General features: G+C 62.9%; 16 protein-coding genes. 10 read left to right on the top strand and 6 right to left on the bottom strand.

All coding sequences use genetic code 11. The features are described 5' to 3' along the window. Nucleotides 1-18: 18 nt before the first annotated feature. Both VLA65_RS01935 and VLA65_RS01930 read left to right on the top strand, forming a co-directional pair. Nucleotides 19-477, top strand: a complete 459-nt coding sequence (locus VLA65_RS01935) for a nucleoside deaminase (RefSeq protein ID WP_306962229.1) — start codon at nt 19-21, stop codon at nt 475-477. A gap of 133 nt (nt 478-610) precedes the next feature. Further along, nucleotides 611-1048, top strand: coding sequence for a CBS domain-containing protein (locus VLA65_RS01930; protein WP_332601643.1), 438 nt, complete (start codon nt 611-613; stop codon nt 1046-1048). A gap of 78 nt (nt 1049-1126) precedes the next feature. Here VLA65_RS01930 and VLA65_RS01925 read toward each other — a convergent pair whose 3' ends face one another. Continuing rightward, on the bottom strand, nt 1127-1423 hold the full coding sequence (locus VLA65_RS01925) for a hypothetical protein (RefSeq protein ID WP_059388107.1): 297 nt from the start codon (nt 1421-1423) through the stop codon (nt 1127-1129). Between the two features lie 95 nt (nt 1424-1518). Between VLA65_RS01925 and VLA65_RS01920 the strand changes: the two genes are divergently transcribed. Then, a complete protein-coding gene (locus VLA65_RS01920) occupies nt 1519-3978 on the top strand; it encodes a Tex family protein (RefSeq protein ID WP_306962233.1) in 2460 nt (819 codons plus the stop codon). 1 nt (nt 3979) lies between these two features. Here the strand turns inward: VLA65_RS01920 and VLA65_RS01915 are convergent, their stop codons facing one another. The 3 genes from VLA65_RS01915 to VLA65_RS01905 all read right to left on the bottom strand — a co-directional run bounded on the left by VLA65_RS01915 (nt 3980) and on the right by VLA65_RS01905 (nt 7560). Then, nucleotides 3980-5311: an MFS transporter gene (locus VLA65_RS01915; RefSeq protein WP_332601641.1), complete on the bottom strand. Its 1332-nt coding sequence runs from the start codon at nt 5309-5311 to the stop codon at nt 3980-3982. 105 nt (nt 5312-5416) lie between these two features. Then, on the bottom strand, nt 5417-6427 hold the full coding sequence (locus VLA65_RS01910) for a PDR/VanB family oxidoreductase (protein WP_332601640.1): 1011 nt from the start codon (nt 6425-6427) through the stop codon (nt 5417-5419). A gap of 38 nt (nt 6428-6465) precedes the next feature. Next, nucleotides 6466-7560, bottom strand: coding sequence for an aromatic ring-hydroxylating dioxygenase subunit alpha (locus tag VLA65_RS01905; RefSeq protein WP_306962237.1), 1095 nt, complete (start codon nt 7558-7560; stop codon nt 6466-6468). A gap of 142 nt (nt 7561-7702) precedes the next feature. Here VLA65_RS01905 and VLA65_RS01900 point away from each other — a divergent pair, with 142 nt between their 5' ends. The 4 genes from VLA65_RS01900 (at nt 7703) to VLA65_RS01885 (ending at nt 10880) form a co-directional block, all read left to right on the top strand. Further along, nucleotides 7703-8290: a PadR family transcriptional regulator gene (locus VLA65_RS01900; RefSeq protein ID WP_332601639.1), complete on the top strand. Its 588-nt coding sequence runs from the start codon at nt 7703-7705 to the stop codon at nt 8288-8290. Between the two features lie 124 nt (nt 8291-8414). Then, nucleotides 8415-9785, top strand: coding sequence for a sensor domain-containing phosphodiesterase (locus VLA65_RS01895; RefSeq protein ID WP_332601638.1), 1371 nt, complete (start codon nt 8415-8417; stop codon nt 9783-9785). A gap of 293 nt (nt 9786-10078) precedes the next feature. Further along, nucleotides 10079-10705, top strand: coding sequence for a hypothetical protein (locus tag VLA65_RS01890; protein ID WP_306962240.1), 627 nt, complete (start codon nt 10079-10081; stop codon nt 10703-10705). Between the two features lies 1 nt (nt 10706). Continuing rightward, the gene (locus VLA65_RS01885) at nt 10707-10880 is read left to right on the top strand and encodes a hypothetical protein (protein ID WP_306962243.1); all 174 of its coding nucleotides are present in this window, start codon (nt 10707-10709) and stop codon (nt 10878-10880) included. 9 nt (nt 10881-10889) lie between these two features. Here VLA65_RS01885 and VLA65_RS01880 read toward each other — a convergent pair whose 3' ends face one another. After that, on the bottom strand, nt 10890-11795 hold the full coding sequence (locus VLA65_RS01880; protein WP_306962244.1) for an MSMEG_6728 family protein: 906 nt from the start codon (nt 11793-11795) through the stop codon (nt 10890-10892). A gap of 122 nt (nt 11796-11917) precedes the next feature. Between VLA65_RS01880 and VLA65_RS01875 the strand changes: the two genes are divergently transcribed. After that, entirely contained in the window at nt 11918-12943 is a 1026-nt protein-coding gene (locus tag VLA65_RS01875) for an adenosine deaminase (protein ID WP_332601637.1), read from the top strand. Nucleotides 12944-13004: 61 nt separating this feature from the next. On the opposite strand, the gene VLA65_RS01870 is transcribed toward VLA65_RS01875, so the two are convergent. Continuing rightward, nucleotides 13005-13718, bottom strand: a complete 714-nt coding sequence (locus VLA65_RS01870) for a hypothetical protein (RefSeq protein WP_306962248.1) — start codon at nt 13716-13718, stop codon at nt 13005-13007. A 294-nt stretch (nt 13719-14012) separates the two neighbouring features. Here VLA65_RS01870 and VLA65_RS01865 point away from each other — a divergent pair, with 294 nt between their 5' ends. After that, nucleotides 14013-14837 carry a pullulanase X25 domain-containing protein gene (locus tag VLA65_RS01865; protein WP_113990616.1) on the top strand — a complete coding sequence of 275 codons (825 nt, stop codon included), beginning with the start codon at nt 14013-14015 and terminating at the stop codon, nt 14835-14837. A 113-nt stretch (nt 14838-14950) separates the two neighbouring features. Continuing rightward, nucleotides 14951-15304, top strand: a complete 354-nt coding sequence (locus VLA65_RS01860; RefSeq protein WP_059388095.1) for a GNAT family N-acetyltransferase — start codon at nt 14951-14953, stop codon at nt 15302-15304. Nucleotides 15305-15308 lie beyond the last annotated feature (4 nt).

Genomic DNA, 15308 nt, shown 5'->3' with positions numbered 1-15308 from the left:
CTGGAAAGCAGGCTCCGAATGACCCAGTCTGACGCCCAAACCTCCCACGATTCCGCCTTCGAAGCGGCCTATCAGGCAGCCCGGAAGAGCCTTGGCGAAGGCGGCATTCCCATTGGCGCAGCGCTTGCCCGTGGCGGGGTGGTGATCGCGAGCGGGCACAACGAACGTGTCCAGAACGGCGATCCCATCGCGCACGGGGAAATGTCGGCACTCCGCGCAGCCGGTCGGCAGAAGAGCTACCGGGACACCACCCTCTATACGACCCTCGCGCCGTGTGCCATGTGCACCGGCACCATCATCCAGTTCAAAATCCCGCGAGTGGTGGTGGGGGAGGCCCGCACGTTCGGCGGCGAATTCGAGCTGCTGCGGTCCCGGGGCGTGGAGGTGGTGGTCCTCGATGACCAGCGATGCGTGGACATGATGCGCACCTTCCAGGAAGAGAATCCGGAACTGTGGGCAGAGGACATCGCCGAGTAAGACCGGCAGAGCAACGAGTAATCCAGCGGGAGCAAACTGCATCTGGCCACAGCCAGACCCCAAGCGTAGGCTGACAGCATCGGCGTCGGTGCCGGGGGGTCCGCGTCGATACCCAATCGATCAAGGAGGACTCATGAGTGTTGTGCGCGAATTCATGACCACCAACGCCCAGTGCGTCAAGGAAGACCAGTCGCTGCTTGACGCGGCTGTCCTGATGCGCGATCTGGACGTCGGTTCCCTGCCGATCTGCGGCAACGATGGAAAACTCAAAGGATTCATCACTGACCGCGACATCGTGGTCAGGTGCGTTGCCGAGGGATTGGATGCTGCCCGGCTGACCGCGGCAGATCTTGCCCAGGGCACGCCGATCTGGATCGATGCCGATGCAAGCATCGACGCCGCCATCGACCTGATGGAAAAGCACCAGATCCGGCGCCTTCCGGTCATCACCGACCACAAGTTGGTGGGCATCATCAGCCAGGGCGACATCGCCCGGAACTACACCGAGGAACGCGTAGGCGAATTGGTGGAGCACATCTCCGCCAAGACTCCCATGGCGCAACTGGGCTAACCGCAAATTCCGCACCCATCAAGCGTCACGGCCCGCGGGCCGTGACGCTTCCGCATGCGGGTCAAGAAGCGCCGGAAGCTAGAGAAACGCTTCCCGCCCGGTGCCTTCCCGCATCACCAGTTCCCCGTCCTCGATGGACACCAGCAGGCTCTTTGCTTTTCCGTGGAGTTTCTTGCTCGCGCTCAGCCGACGGCTCGTGACCTCGACGCCCACGGTGGATCCCTTGGCGGGCAACTCCACGGAGATCTCTGCCGCCATTCCCAGCATCTCCCTGGTCGATACGTCGCGCTCGTGGTGGGCCTCTTTGTGGTTGACGGTGACTTCTACGTCATCTGCGTCAAAGCCGTCCTGCAGGATGATGAGCAGTTCTTGCATGATGCGCCTCTTCCTTGAGTAGCATTCCTGACCGGATCAACGGCGGCTCTTTCCACTACAGCACTCCGCGCCGTCTTTAGGTAGGGCAAAATGTCATGGTGACCCATCTTCCCCAGCCTCAGTCAGCACAGCCCCAGTCAGCAGACGCCGCCATCCACGCATTGATCGCCGAAGAGCTCGGCGTGAAGGCCTGGCAGGTCAAGGCCGCGGTTGAATTGCTTGACGCCGGATCCACCGTCCCGTTCATCGCCCGGTACCGCAAGGAAGTCACCGGGACGCTCGATGACACCCAGCTGCGCGAGCTCGAGGAACGGCTCCGGTACCTGCGGGACCTGGAGGACCGCCGTCGAACGGTCCTTGAGGCGATTGCCGCCCAAGGCAAGCTGACTCCGGAACTGGAGGCCGCCGTCGTCGGCGCCGATACCAAGTCCCGGCTCGAGGACATCTACCTGCCCTTCAAATCCAAGCGCCGCACCAAAGCGCAGATCGCCCGCGAGGCCGGCCTCGAGCCGCTTGCTGATGCGCTTCTCGCGAACCCGCAGCTGGAGCCTGAGCGTGAGGCGGCCAAGTATCTCAACGCTGAGCACTCCATTGACGATGCCTCCGCGGCGCTCGCCGGTGCCCGCTCGATCCTCGTGGAGCGGGTCTCCCAGGACCCTGATCTGGCCGAAACGCTGCGCGAGCGGTTGTGGACGCAGGGCCGGATGGTGTCGCGCGTGAAGAAGGGCCAGGAACTCGAGGGGCACAAGTTCAAGGACTACTTCGAGTTTTCCCAAGTGCCGTCCGGCATGCCTGGCCACCGCGTGCTCGCGCTCCTGCGCGGCGAGAACGACGGCGTCCTTGAGCTCGATCTCGCCGAGGCAGAACCAGCCGACGACGACGCCCTGGCCGCCGCGCGCGGCCGCTATGAGAACGCCGTGGCCACGTGCCTCGGGGTCGCCGAGCGTGGCCGGCCCGCCGATTCGTGGCTTGTCCAGACCGCACAGATCGCCTGGCGCTCGCGCATCCTGGACCGGCTGAGCAACGACCTGCGCGGTCGCATGTTCGCGCAGGCCGAGGACGAAGCCGTGCGGGTGTTCGCCGCGAACCTCCGCGACGTGCTGCTCGCGGCTCCGGCAGGAAACCGCGCCACACTGGGCCTGGACCCGGGACTGCGCACGGGCGTGAAAGTGGCTGTCGTCGATGGCACAGGCAAAGTCGTAACGACCGACACCGTCTATCCGCACGCCCCGGTCAAGAAGTGGGACGAGGCCTTGGTGACGCTGGAGCGTTTGGCGCGGCAGCACGGCGTCGAGCTCGTGGCGATCGGCAACGGCACGGCGTCGCGGGAAACGGACAAGCTCGCCGTGCAGCTCATCAAGTCGCTGGCAGCATCCGGCGGTCCCACGTTGCAGAAACTCGTGGTCTCCGAGGCAGGTGCTTCGGTGTACTCTGCGTCTGCGCTTGCAGCCGCCGAACTGCCGGGCATGGACGTGTCCTTGCGCGGAGCCGTTTCGATCGCCCGACGGTTGCAGGATCCGCTGGCCGAATTGGTGAAGATCGAACCGAAGTCGATCGGTGTGGGGCAGTACCAGCACGACGTCACGGCGGCGAAGCTCGACCGCTCGCTGGACGCCGTCGTCGAAGACTGCGTGAACGCTGTGGGCGTGGACGTGAACACGGCGTCGCCCGCGCTCCTGGCCCGGGTGGCCGGCGTCGGGCCGCTCCTGAGCGAGAACATTGTGGCGTACCGCAACGAGAACGGCCCGTTCGCCAAGCGAGCCGACCTCAAGAAGGTGCCGCGGCTGGGTGCGAAGGCGTTCGAACAGTGCGCTGGCTTCCTGCGGATCACCGGGGGAGCGGAACCGCTCGACGCGTCCAGCGTCCACCCGGAAGCGTATTCGGTGGCCCGGAAGATCGTGGCCGCCGCGCGTGGAGCTGCCGTGTCATCGCTCGATCCGCAGGCATTCGTGGATGGGACGTTTGGCCTGCCCACCGTGCGCGACATCATGTCCGAACTCGAAAAGCCGGGCCGCGACCCCCGTCCGGCATTCGCCGCGGCGACGTTCTCCGAGGGTATCGAGAAGATTTCCGACCTCAAGCCCGGCATGATCCTGGAAGGCACCGTCACCAATGTGGCGGCGTTCGGGGCTTTCGTGGATGTCGGAGTGCACCAGGACGGCCTGGTCCACGTCTCCGCGCTGGCCAATCGCTTTGTTTCCGATCCGCGCGAAATCGTGAAGTCGGGGCAAGTGGTACGCGTGAAGGTCCTGGAAGCCGATCCTGAGCGGAAGCGGATTTCGCTCACCCTCAGGCTCGACGACGAACCCGGCACCGAAGGCGGGTCCGGTTCGCGGGGCGGCGGGCGCGACCGTGGTGAGCGTGGTGGTGACCGGCGCCAAGGCGAGCGGAGTCAGCGCGGCCCGGCCCAGCAGGCTGGGCAGGGTGCCTCAGGCCGGAACGCGGCGCCTGCAAAGGGTTCGCCGGCGAAAGCCGCGCAGGGGAAGGCTGCGCCCAAGGCGCCAGTCAACACCGCGATGGCGGAGGCACTCCGCCGGGCCGGGCTGGGGAAGTAGCCTAGAGGGCCCCTCCGGTCGCCCGGACGGCGTTCTCTTCTACACCCGCAATGTCAACAGCTTCTTGACGACGAAGCACCTGTCCCAGGGCAATGCAGCACAGGGCGGACAGGAGCAGGGGGACGGCAAACACGTAGAAGATGGTGACGGGCGGCATGCCTGCTGCGATGAGATATCCCACCAGAATGGGCGCGACAATGGAGACCAGACGCCCGACGCCGATCATCCAGCCGAATCCCGAAGCCCGGGCCTTTGCCGAATACAGCGGAGGCACAATCGTGTAGTAACCGGCCACTCCTGCGTTGGTGAGCATGCCGACCATGGCAGCCAGGGCCAACGCAAGCCCGGTAGCACCGAAGGAACTGGCGAAGCCGACGTAGGCAATGCCGGCCAGAACGAGGCAGAGAGTGTTGAGGAGGCGGCTCTTGATCCACGTCGAAAGAATCCCGAATCCAAGGGCACCAACAATGCCGCCCGTGCTGATAAGGATGCCGGCCGTTACGCCGATCTGGTTGTTGCCTGCGGCCTCGGCCATGATCTTGGGTGTCCACGTATTGGCGAAATAGAACGCTGCGATGAGGAACGCATAGCCGATCCACATCAGGACCGTTCGGCTTAGCATCTTCGGCCCGAACACCTCCTTGAACACACTTCCCGATATCTGTTCCAAGGAAGCGGCCGGAGGGATCTCCTTAAGAAGGGGGCGGCCCATTTTGCCGAGAATCCTGTTGATCCGGGGAAGCGAGCTGGCAGTGCCCTTCTCGGCCAGATATTCGAGGGATTCGGGAAGGAGGAACCAACTGGCAACCAGCATGGCCACGCTGATGACGGCACCGAAAGCAAAGGCTGCCCGCCAGCCGTATCCGGCAATCAATGCCCCGGCGATGACACCGCCCATCGCGCCGCCAATCGGATAGCCGGCGGAGAAGATTCCCATGGCCAGGCCGCGCCGCCGGTCTGAAGAGTACTCGGACACAATGACGCTGAGATTGGCGATCATGCCGCCAATACCCAGACCGGTGAAGACCCTGCAGGCGATCAGCTGCTGGACGTCCGCCGCGCCCACGGACAGGATCATTCCTATCGAAATAATGGACAGCGCCACCAAGGTCAGGTTCCGGCGACCAATCTTGTCTGCGAGGGGCGTCAGGAAAATGGAGCCTGCCGACATGCCGAACAACCCGGCACTGAGGAGGTATCCCAGCTCGATGGGCGGGACCTTCCACTCTGCGGAGAGGGCCGGGGCTGTGAACGACATGACCAGCACGTCGAATCCGTCGATCATGATCAGGATCAGGCAGATCGAGACAGTCACGACCTGAAAGCGACTCATGGGTGAGTTTTTGATCTCATGCTTAATGTCCAAGGCAAACCTTTCGTAGGGATACTTCGTCGTATCGTGCGCTCCAGCGAACGGAAGACGTTGCCGCGGCGGCGGTCACGAGACCTCGATGGTGACTACCGCCGGGCCGGCGGCGGAGGCTTCTGCCGCCAGGCCGGTTGGGGAGGTGACGGCCCGGGAAACGCAGCAGGCCATCTTCTCCGTGGCGTTCTTCTGCCTGGCGCTGTAAAAGACGTCGCGGTGGTCGATGGCGCCTTGAAGCCCCAGGATCCGGACCTCGCAGAGCCCGCATTCGCCTTTGCGGCAGTCGAACATCATGTCCGCGCCGGCATCCTCAAGGGCTTCGAGCATGGAGCGGCTCTTGCCCACCGGCACCTCCAATCCCAGGCTCGGGATTTTGACAATGAATTCCTCCGGATCGTGCCAGCCGCTGTTGCCGAAGGTTTCGTAGCGCAGGTTGGGGTAGCTGAGCCCGCGCTCGGTCCAGGTGCGGCGGACTTCGTCCATTAGCCTGATGGGCCCGCACATGTACAGTTCAGTGTCTTCCGTGGCGGAGGCCACCAGGGCGTTGACGTCCAGGGGCGATCCCTCGCCATCGATGTGGACCACGAGGTTCTGCCCGTGCAGTTCCTGCAGTTCCGTCAGGTAGGCCATCACCGCGCGGCTGCGGCCCGCATACACGAGGGTGTAGTCCGCGTTGAGATTCCTCAGTACCCGGGCCATGTTGACCATTGCCGTGATGCCGATACCCCCGGCCAGCAGGATGTAGCGTCCCGCGCCCACGCGGAGCGGGAAGTTCTGCAACGGCTGCGTGATCTCCAGCTGGTCTCCGGGCTCGAGTGTGTGGATGAAAAGGGAGCCGCCTCGGGATAGGGGCGCTTTCAGCACGCTGATCGCCAAGCGGGTGCCGTCCTCGCTGGACTCGACGATGGAGTAGGAGCGTTTGTCCTCATGTCCGTCTATGTTGACCATGACGTCGATGTGTGAGCCCGGTTCGGCTTTCTTGGGCCGGGACGGCTCTATCACGATGCGCTGGATGTCCGTGGCGACGTTCCGGACTTCGACAACCGTTCCCAGCTGCCAGACCTCAATGTTTGTTGCTGCCATGCCTATATCAACCTGTCTCGCGCTTGCCTGTCTCCGCGCTACGCGAGAGGAATCAGGCGTCCTTCGGATTCGAGCTGGCGTTCGATGAGCCGGCGGACCCACATGCCTCCGGCGTCGATGTTGAGGTTGTAGAACTCGTAGTCCGGGTTGGCGTCGATGGCTGCCTGCTGCGCGGTGAGCATGGCCTCATCTTCGCCGAACACCCCGTGGACGCCCTCGCGCAGTTGGGTGGTGATGAGCTGGCTATCCAGGCGGTAGTTGCGCATGAACGCCCAGAAGTAGTGGCAGGACTTGTCGCTTTCGGGCGTGATCGCGTTCATCACGAAGCCGTTGACCCCTTGGCTGCGGTTCCCATCGAAGGCGCCGGTGCCGGCCTTGGCAACACCGACATCGATATTGATCACCGATGGCGAGCGGAAGGTGATGATCTGCCAGCGGTCCACTTTGCCTTCGAATCCGGGGAACTTGTCGCGCATGTTCTTGAGCCAGAACGGAGGCGCGTCGATGTTGAACATCCATCGGGACACTGTGACGGTCCCGTCGTCGTGGGTGACCGTGAAGTCCGATTCACTCAGCTCTTCTTGTCCGATTGAGGAGGAGTGGATGAATTCCTCGTGCGTCAGGTCCATGAGGTTGTCCAGCACCAGCTGGAAGTTGCACGGGGCGTAGATGGTTTCGCCATCTCCTGCCCATTCCGGGGAGTCCAGCTGGTGCATGTCCGGAACCAGTCCCGGATCGGCTTTCGTGGGGTCCCCGAGCCACACCCAGACATAGCGGTGGCGCTCCACCACCGGGAAGGACGGCACGGTAGCGCTGGGATTTATCGTCTCTTGCGCCGGCATGGAGACGCAGCGTCCGGCTGAGTTGTAGACGATGCCATGGTATGGGCACTGGATCTGGTCCTTCGCGAGGGTCTTGCCCATGGACAGCGGCGCCAACCGGTGCCAGCAGGCGTCAGCCAGGGCCACCGCTTTGCCGCCCTCCGTTCGGTACAGCGCGAGTGGGCGTCCGGCCACCTTGCGCGACATCGGCTTGCGCGTCACTTCCTTGTCCCAGGCGGCGACGTACCAGACGTTCAGCGGGTAGCCGAGGACCTTGTTGGTGGTGGAGCTCTGTGTCCGGACATCAGTCACGGTTCTTCCTTCCAGTCGCCGGCTCGGCGTCGACCATGACGCCGCCGGGTGGGTGGTCTTAGTAACTATCTCCATAGTTAGTGCGTTGGATCACACTATCTATGGATATAGTTATTGGCAAGAGCTAAGAAAGGGGTCATCCGTGAGTCTCCGGTACGCGTTGCTGGCACTGCTTTCCGTTGAGCCAATGACCGGTTACGACTTGTCCAAGCGTTTCGAGTCGTCGGTGGCCTACGTCTGGCACGCCCCCGATTCGCAGATCTATCCCGAGCTTCGGAAGATGGAAAAGGACGGACTGCTGGCCGGCGAGGAAATCCCCTGGGGGCCGCGCGGCAAAAAGACGCAATACCGGATCACCGCGGAAGGCCGGGCAGCCTTCCGGGACTGGATGAACACGCCCCTGGAGTACTCCCGCGAGCGCGATCCCGTTCACCTCAAGGCGGCCTACCTGGAATGGGCAGACCCTCGCGCCGCTCGAGCCCACATGCAGGCACACATCGACTACCACACGCTGCGCCGGGAGCAGTGGGCAGGCATGATCCAGGAACTGAAGAACGGCACGAACGTCATGCTGAGAAAACGGCTGGCCGTGACTCCGGACGCAGACCGCCGTCGCACCTTGGAGTACAAGATCTTCACCTACGAGGGCTTGGTTGCCCGCGCGGACACCGAAATAGAGTGGGCGCGCCGCGGTTTGGCTCTCATCGACTCCCTGGAGGAAGCACCGTGACCGCATCCAACCCCAGTTTGTGGATAAGGTGAAAGCCAGCATCATGTAGGAGATGAGCAGCGTTAGCTTGTGGCAGGGGGCCATGTTTCGAACGCGCGGGCCGAAGGAGAGCATTCGGGCGTCCATGCCCCGATGGTGGCTGCTTGTCATCATCGTCTTGGAGGCCGCTGTTGCCTTGACTGCAGGCCTTCCCTTGATGCTGGGCGAAGAACCTTGGGACAACTTCGGTTGGCCCGTCTGGATTCCTGATGTCATTGCGTTGCTCGTGGTTCCCGTCGTGGTTTTCGCGTCGTTTTCTTTGGTGCGGCAGCAGTTCCGGGAGCGCGCTGAAGCGTCCCGGACCACCCGCTTGATGGATACGGTGCTGACCACCAGCAAGGAGTGGTTGTGGGCCATAGGACCCGATGGGCGCTTCACCTTCTCGAGCCCGGCGGGAGCGGAATTGACCGGGTACGAGCCTGCCGAAATACTGGGCAGGCATTTCAGCCTGATCATTGATCCCGACGAGCTGGCGGAGGCCCTGCAAGCGCTGGCTTCCACCCAGGACGCAGATGCCGGCTGGTCCGGACTCCATGCCGTATGCCGCCGCAAGGATGGCAGCAAGGTCCCGGTCGAGGTGTCCGGAAGGTCACTTCGCGATGCCGCCGGACGGCCTGCTGGTTTCGAAGGTACGAGCAGGGCCCTTGATCCCGGGACAGCGGACACGCTCGCTGCCGGAGAGATCAGGAGCCGGATCGAAGCGACGCTCGCCGGGCGTTCCTTGATGACGGCGTTCCAACCGATCCGCTCCCTGGAATCAGACTCGATCACTGGAGCCGAAGCCTTGACCCGGTTTCCGGGCTCTCCGAGCATTTCCCCCGAGGGTTTGTTCGCTGAGGCTACCGCCGTCGGACTGGATGTTGAGCTTGAGATCCTCGCTCTTGAGACCGCACTCGCGGCTGCGAAGGGGCTGCCGCCCACGCTGTCGGTTTCTGTGAATCTCTCACCCCGGGCATGCCTTGACGCGAGACTCCCCGATATTCTCGCGGACTCCGGAATATCGACAGGCCGGATCGTGCTCGAGGTGACGGAACGCCACCACGTCGTGGATTATGGTCCCCTCGCAGCGGCGCTTGCACCTTTACGAGGCCGTGGATTGAGGATCGCCGTTGATGACGCAGGTGCTGGCTTTGCGTCCATGCGCCACGTCCTGCTCCTCAAGCCCGACGTGATCAAGCTGGACAGGGAGATCATCGCCGGCATCGACACGGACCCGGGCCAGCGGGCCCTGGGGGCGGCCATGGTCGGCTTCGCGAAGGAGATCGGAGCAGCCCTGGTGGCCGAAGGGATCGAAACCGAAGCCGAGTTGAGCGCGGTAGTCGAGCTCGGCATGACGGCCGGGCAAGGTTACCTGCTGGGCCGACCGTCGGTGCGGCCGGAGGACTGGGCACACTGGGGTGAGGCGCTCCAGCACCCGGGAAAGCCGAAGACATCGACGAACCCCGGGTCGAACTAGTCCCCATCGGCACCCTCGCCTCGCAAGTCCCCGCCGGCTCCCAGCCTTCGCAAGCTCAGGGCAGGGACCCTCGCGGTGGGCCCCACGGCCAGGCCAGGGAACCAGAGTGCCATCGTATTCACGAAGGAGCCTAACGGCGTCTTCAATGAAACTACTCATTCATCCGAGCAAAAACACTCATTTTTCCGCCAAACAACACTCAATTCGGCGCTATCAGCACCTGGTCGCGACTTTCCTCTAACAAATGCAACTTACGATGGTCACTCACTTGCTACAACTCAAAGGGGGGAGAAATGGGCATTGGGAAGAAAATACGAAGCGTCATTGCAGTTGTGGTGACAAGTGCCGCTCTGTTGGTTGGTGGAATTAGCGGCGCAATGGCGGCAACTGTTACAGCGCCACCGCCGCCAAAAACAACGTCGCAGTTGCAAACACCTGAACAGATTCAAACCGCGATTTCTGAGGCGTTCGACGGTGATAGCAACCGTCTAGCATTGCTCCTTGAAAGTCCTCAAGTCTCGGAGACGCAAGCGGCGCTAAAAATCCGGATTGAAGAGCGGGGCGACTTTTCGGGTGGCCACTTCCTAGCAAGCAAAAAGGCACCCGGCGGCGCCATTGCCCCTATGTCGACGGGACGATATGACTACTACTGCACGGGTTATAACGGAGCCACCATAGGATGGAACGGCAAGGAGATCCTAGCCTGTCACGGATGGCTTGATACCTACATCTCGGGCCGCCATGTTGCACACTACAACCCCGATCTGATTCCCCGTGGCGGACCGGTGTCAATAGGATGCGCGTATGCAGGGTTTGGTGTAATCGTGTCTCTTATGGGACCGATAGGAGCAATCGGTTGGGCCGCCTACGGTGCGGGTGTCCTTTTCGCGGCAGGAGGGGTGGTCATTTCTTGTGGATAAGGTGAAAACAACGCCTTGGTCGGCCATCATCACGACCCAGTTGGTTGCAGCGCTCGGGCTGCTGGCGTTGCTCGTTCGATTCGACGCCCGCTGGTATGACTACATGTGGGTTGTCGCCTTGGTGGCCTACGAGATCTTGGTTATGCGGGCGCTCGTCCGTCGGCAGAACGTCTAGCTCGAGCCGCTATGGTGCCGGAATCGGGAAGAACGCCCGCGGATCCTGCAACAAGGCCGGGTAGTCGAAGTCCGAGCGGTCGATGATCTTGGTGACCTCGAAGTTGCGACCGAAACGGCCGTCTTCCAGGGTGATCGGTCGTCCGTGGATCTTGCCCAAGGCAAACTTGGCGCCGCCCTCGATGGGGACGAGAACTGGCGTGTTGCCGGGGAGCGTCCGGAAGGCCTCATCTTGGCGCTGGCGATTGCGCGTGGGCTTCTTCACCAGCTGTTTCGGGGCTTTGCGGGCGGTCTTGCCCGGACGGCGGGACGTTTCCGAGGCATAAACGAATTGGTAGCCGTCGCCCTCACTGTTCGCGGCCTTCGCCTTGCCTGCTGCCGGCATCCCCACTTTGTCGATCTTCTCGGGTTCGACGTCGCCCACCGGAGCGCGAAGCACCCAGATGAAGTCGTCGTAGGGGTCTTCGGGGATGAACTCGTGACTGGGCTCGGGCCAGAGGTACTCGAGGTCGTTCGGAGTGTCCGGGAAGAGCTCGGCGTAGAAGCGGGGCTCCTTTTGGAGCAGCTTGGAGCGGTGGCTCAGGTGGAAATCGGCGTCGCCCAGCCACGGCGGCATAGGAATCTTGGAGGCGTAGTCAGGGTGGGCTGCCTGGGGTGCGAACTCGGTGATGCTGGCGCGGGTGTTGTCCGGATTGCCGCGGGCGACCCATTCGTCCACCATGGCCAGGCCGTAGAGGGTGAGCGCGGGAACGTAGCCCATCCACATGCGGATAGCGGGGTGGGAGGGCCGGCCGAACTCGGGGATCACCAGTGCGCGAAGGATCTGCAGTGCTTCGACACGCTGCTTGCCAAGCCTTGCGGTGTCCAAGACGGCAGCACTTTGCTTGAAATCGGGGAACGGGAGGAAGGTCTGCATCCTTTCAGTTTGGGGGCCGAACGGCGTAGATCCAAGTTGACGCGGTGTGGCCTTCCCCTCGCTCGTGTTATCGGGGCCTGATGATCGCCGTTGGACGGGAGTATTCGTCCTACTCTTGTCGGGTGGAAACTTTTGGCGAATCGACGACGACGGCGGCACCTCCGGTTGCCGAACTGCACCTACACATCGAGGGGACGCTTCAGCCGGAGCTGATTTTCGCGCTCGCGGAACGGAACGGGATTGAGCTTCCGTATGCGGATTTGGACGAGCTGCGTGCACGGTACGAGTTCACGGATCTGCAGTCATTCCTGGATCTGTACTACGCCAACATGGCCGTGTTGCGCACCGAGCAGGATTTCGCGGACATGACCAGGGCCTATTTGGCACGTGCCGCGGCCGGTGGCGTGCGGCACGTCGAGGTCATGATGGATCCGCAGGCGCACATCTCGCGCGGCGTGGCCCTCGAGACGTGCGTGAACGGTGTGGCGTCCGCGCTCGCGACGTCGGTGGAGGACTTCGGCGTCTCGACGCTCCTGATTGCCGCGTTCTTGAGGGACATGTCCGAGGAATCTGCGCTGGAGGTTTTGGAGCAGCTTCTGGCCATGAAGGCGCCGATTGCCGGCATCGGCCTGGACTCGGCTGAGGTGGGCAATCCGCCGTCGAAGTTCGAGCGACTATACCGCCGCGCGGCGGAGGCTGGACTGCGACGGATCGCGCACGCGGGCGAGGAAGGCCCGGCTTCGTATATTTACGAGGCCCTCGATCTGCTCGGCGCGGAGAGGATCGACCACGGCATCCGTTGCATGGAAGATACGGCCCTCGTGGAAAGGTTGGCGGCCGAGCAGATTCCGTTGACCGTGTGTCCCTTGTCCAACGTCCGGCTGCGCGCGGTGGACACCTTGGCCGATCACCCTTTGCCTGCGATGTTGGCAGCCGGACTGAATGTCAGCGTGAACTCGGACGATCCCGCGTACTTTGGCGGCTATGTGGACGACAACTTCGAGCAGCTTGTCGCCGTGCACCGGTTGTCCGTTGCGGACCGAGCACGCCTGGCCGCGAACTCGGTGCGTTCGTCGTTCGCGGACGAGGCCCGGAAGGCTGAGCTGCTGGCCGAGGTTTCGGAGTGGGAGAAGGCTGCCGTCAATTAGTCGGTCGCGGGTCGATCACCGCGCTGCGCGGAGCTAAGCCCTCGCTGTCGGCCCACCAGCCCTATCGAAGTTCCCGGACCACTTCCTGAAACGCGAAGTGAGTTGGATAGCCTTGATTGCTCATTGCATGCACCATGGCTTTGGTCATCCAATCCTGGGGGAGCCATGTCCGGTCGGTCATCTGGGGATGGGTCGGATTACAGACGGACGCCCAGAGCATGAAGACGAGTTCGGCCCAATCAGAGTGAAGGATCCACTTGATCGGGCCATTCTCCGAAACTCCGTCGATGCTGAGCTGCCCTGGACCCACCAATGAGGCCATATGGATGCCGTGCCAGTTCCAGGCATGGATGCCAGTGGGGGAGTGAAGGTAAAACCCAAAGTTGCTCACGGCGACCGTCCCGTGGTCGATTGGAACCCAACGCGGCTGGGCCATTTCAGCTGCCTGCCGGCGTCGTGATGCGTTGCCAATAGCCTGCGCGGCGGCGAAACCGGCCATCATGGCCAGTCCACCTCTTCCGGTGGCAACCATCATTCCGTGGCTGTGGGCGTAACTACCGTCACCGGGTGCATGCCAGGAGAGCAGCTGAAACCCTCCATGTGCAACGATCCTCTCCTCGGGTCCGCCCAGCCGAAGGGCGAACGGTACTGGAAGGTGCTGACGTTGCCCCAACTGGCCGCGCATCGTGAGGACTGCCAATTCCGCGGTGGTCCAAAGTGCCTCGTCGCGGGCAGTCCATTGCTCGTTTTCGTCTTGCATAGGCTTTTTCCCCATGGCGTTTAAGCTAGCCGATCCCTGAGGGGATGTGCCTGTCGAGGTTCAAGGTTGTGGATATCAGCTGACGCGGCGCCACTCGGAAGGAAGCGGATTCTGGCCGGGGCCCTCCCGGAGGCCTTCGAGGGTACCCCAAGCGCCAGCTACCGGCCGGTACCCGAGAGCCGCCCATCACTTGCCGGCGTTTGGGCGTAATAGTGGGTCACGACACACGGTGTTTACCAAGAACAGTCGCCAGAATTTACAGAACATTGGCAGACTGCTGAAGGAATGTTCGCCGTTGAAGGAGACCCAGTGGCCAAGTCCACCGTCGAAAAAAGCAGTGCCCGTCTCAAGACCGTCCTGGACGTCTTGGCTGAGGGAACGTGGTCCGAGAAGTCGTTGAATGCCGGCGAGATCCTGGCAGAGGCGATAGTCCGTGTCCCGCTGGATGAGCGTGAGAGTGAGCTGCTCAGTGGAGGCATTCCGCGCGGCCATAAGAGCCTGACGACGGAGACAGCGAAGCTGGTCAAGGCTGGCTGGCTCGTCAAGGGCCGTTCGGGCTGGACCATCACCGACGACGGCCTGCGTGCCACGGTCGCTTTCGCCAAGCCGGACGAGTTCGTCACGGCGCTGACTGAGGGCATCCCCGTCCCGGCAGATACCCCGCTTCCCACGGCTCCCGTCAAGAAGGCTCCCGCCAGGAAGACCGCGGCCAAGAAGGCTCCCGCAGTGGAAAAGGCACCTGCTGCCAAAGCCGCAGCAACGAAGGCCCCCGCCGCCAAGGCAACGCCCAAGAAAGCTGCAGCACCCAAAGCGGCTGCCGCCGTCGAGAAGCTCGAGCAGCCGTCCGCCGTCGCGATCGCTGGTGACTTCAACACGATTCTCGGCGCGCCGGAGGACTGGGCCCCGCAGTACGACGAGGTGCAGATGAAGTTCAACGCCCGTCGCAAGGTGTGGACCCTCGCCGCCACGTTGCCTGCCGGTTTCTACACGTACAAGATCGCGCTGAACCGTTCGTGGGACGAGAACTACGGCGCGTTCGGCGCACGTGACGGTGCCAACCACGAGCTAAAGCACGACGGCGGCAAGGTCACCTTCACGTACGACCACGCCACACGCGACATCGTCACGGCTTAGCCGGTTCTTCCACGTTTTCTCCAAGTCCACATGCGACTTGGAGAAAACTTGGGAACAAGCGCCCAGGCTCCGAGGTTAGGGTAGGTCAACAGAACCTAACCGAGGAGCTAGCGATGACCGATGCCACTTTCCGCCACAACGTTGACCGCGAACGCTTTGAGGTGCTCGTTGACGGCCACGTCATCGGGAAGGCGGCGTACAAGGCGTACGACGACGGCGGGTCCCCGCAGCGGATCTTCTACCACACCGTGATCAACGAGGAGTTCGGTGGACAAGGGCTTGCGGGCAGGCTCGCCGAGGTGGCCCTGAACGAGACCATGAGCGAGGGACTCCGGATTGTGCCGGTGTGCCCTTTCATCAAGAAGTTCCTCACCAAGCACCCGGAGTACGCGGCGAACGTTACTGCCCCGACGCTGGCGCACCTGGAGTACCTCAACGCGGCCCTCGTCCCCGCCGCCAGGGCCTAAAGCG

The organism is Arthrobacter sp. S2(2024), assembly GCF_036662515.1.
In the GTDB taxonomy this organism is placed as follows: Bacteria; Actinomycetota; Actinomycetes; order Actinomycetales; family Micrococcaceae; genus Arthrobacter.
This window is presented reverse-complemented; position numbering and strand designations above follow the sequence as displayed.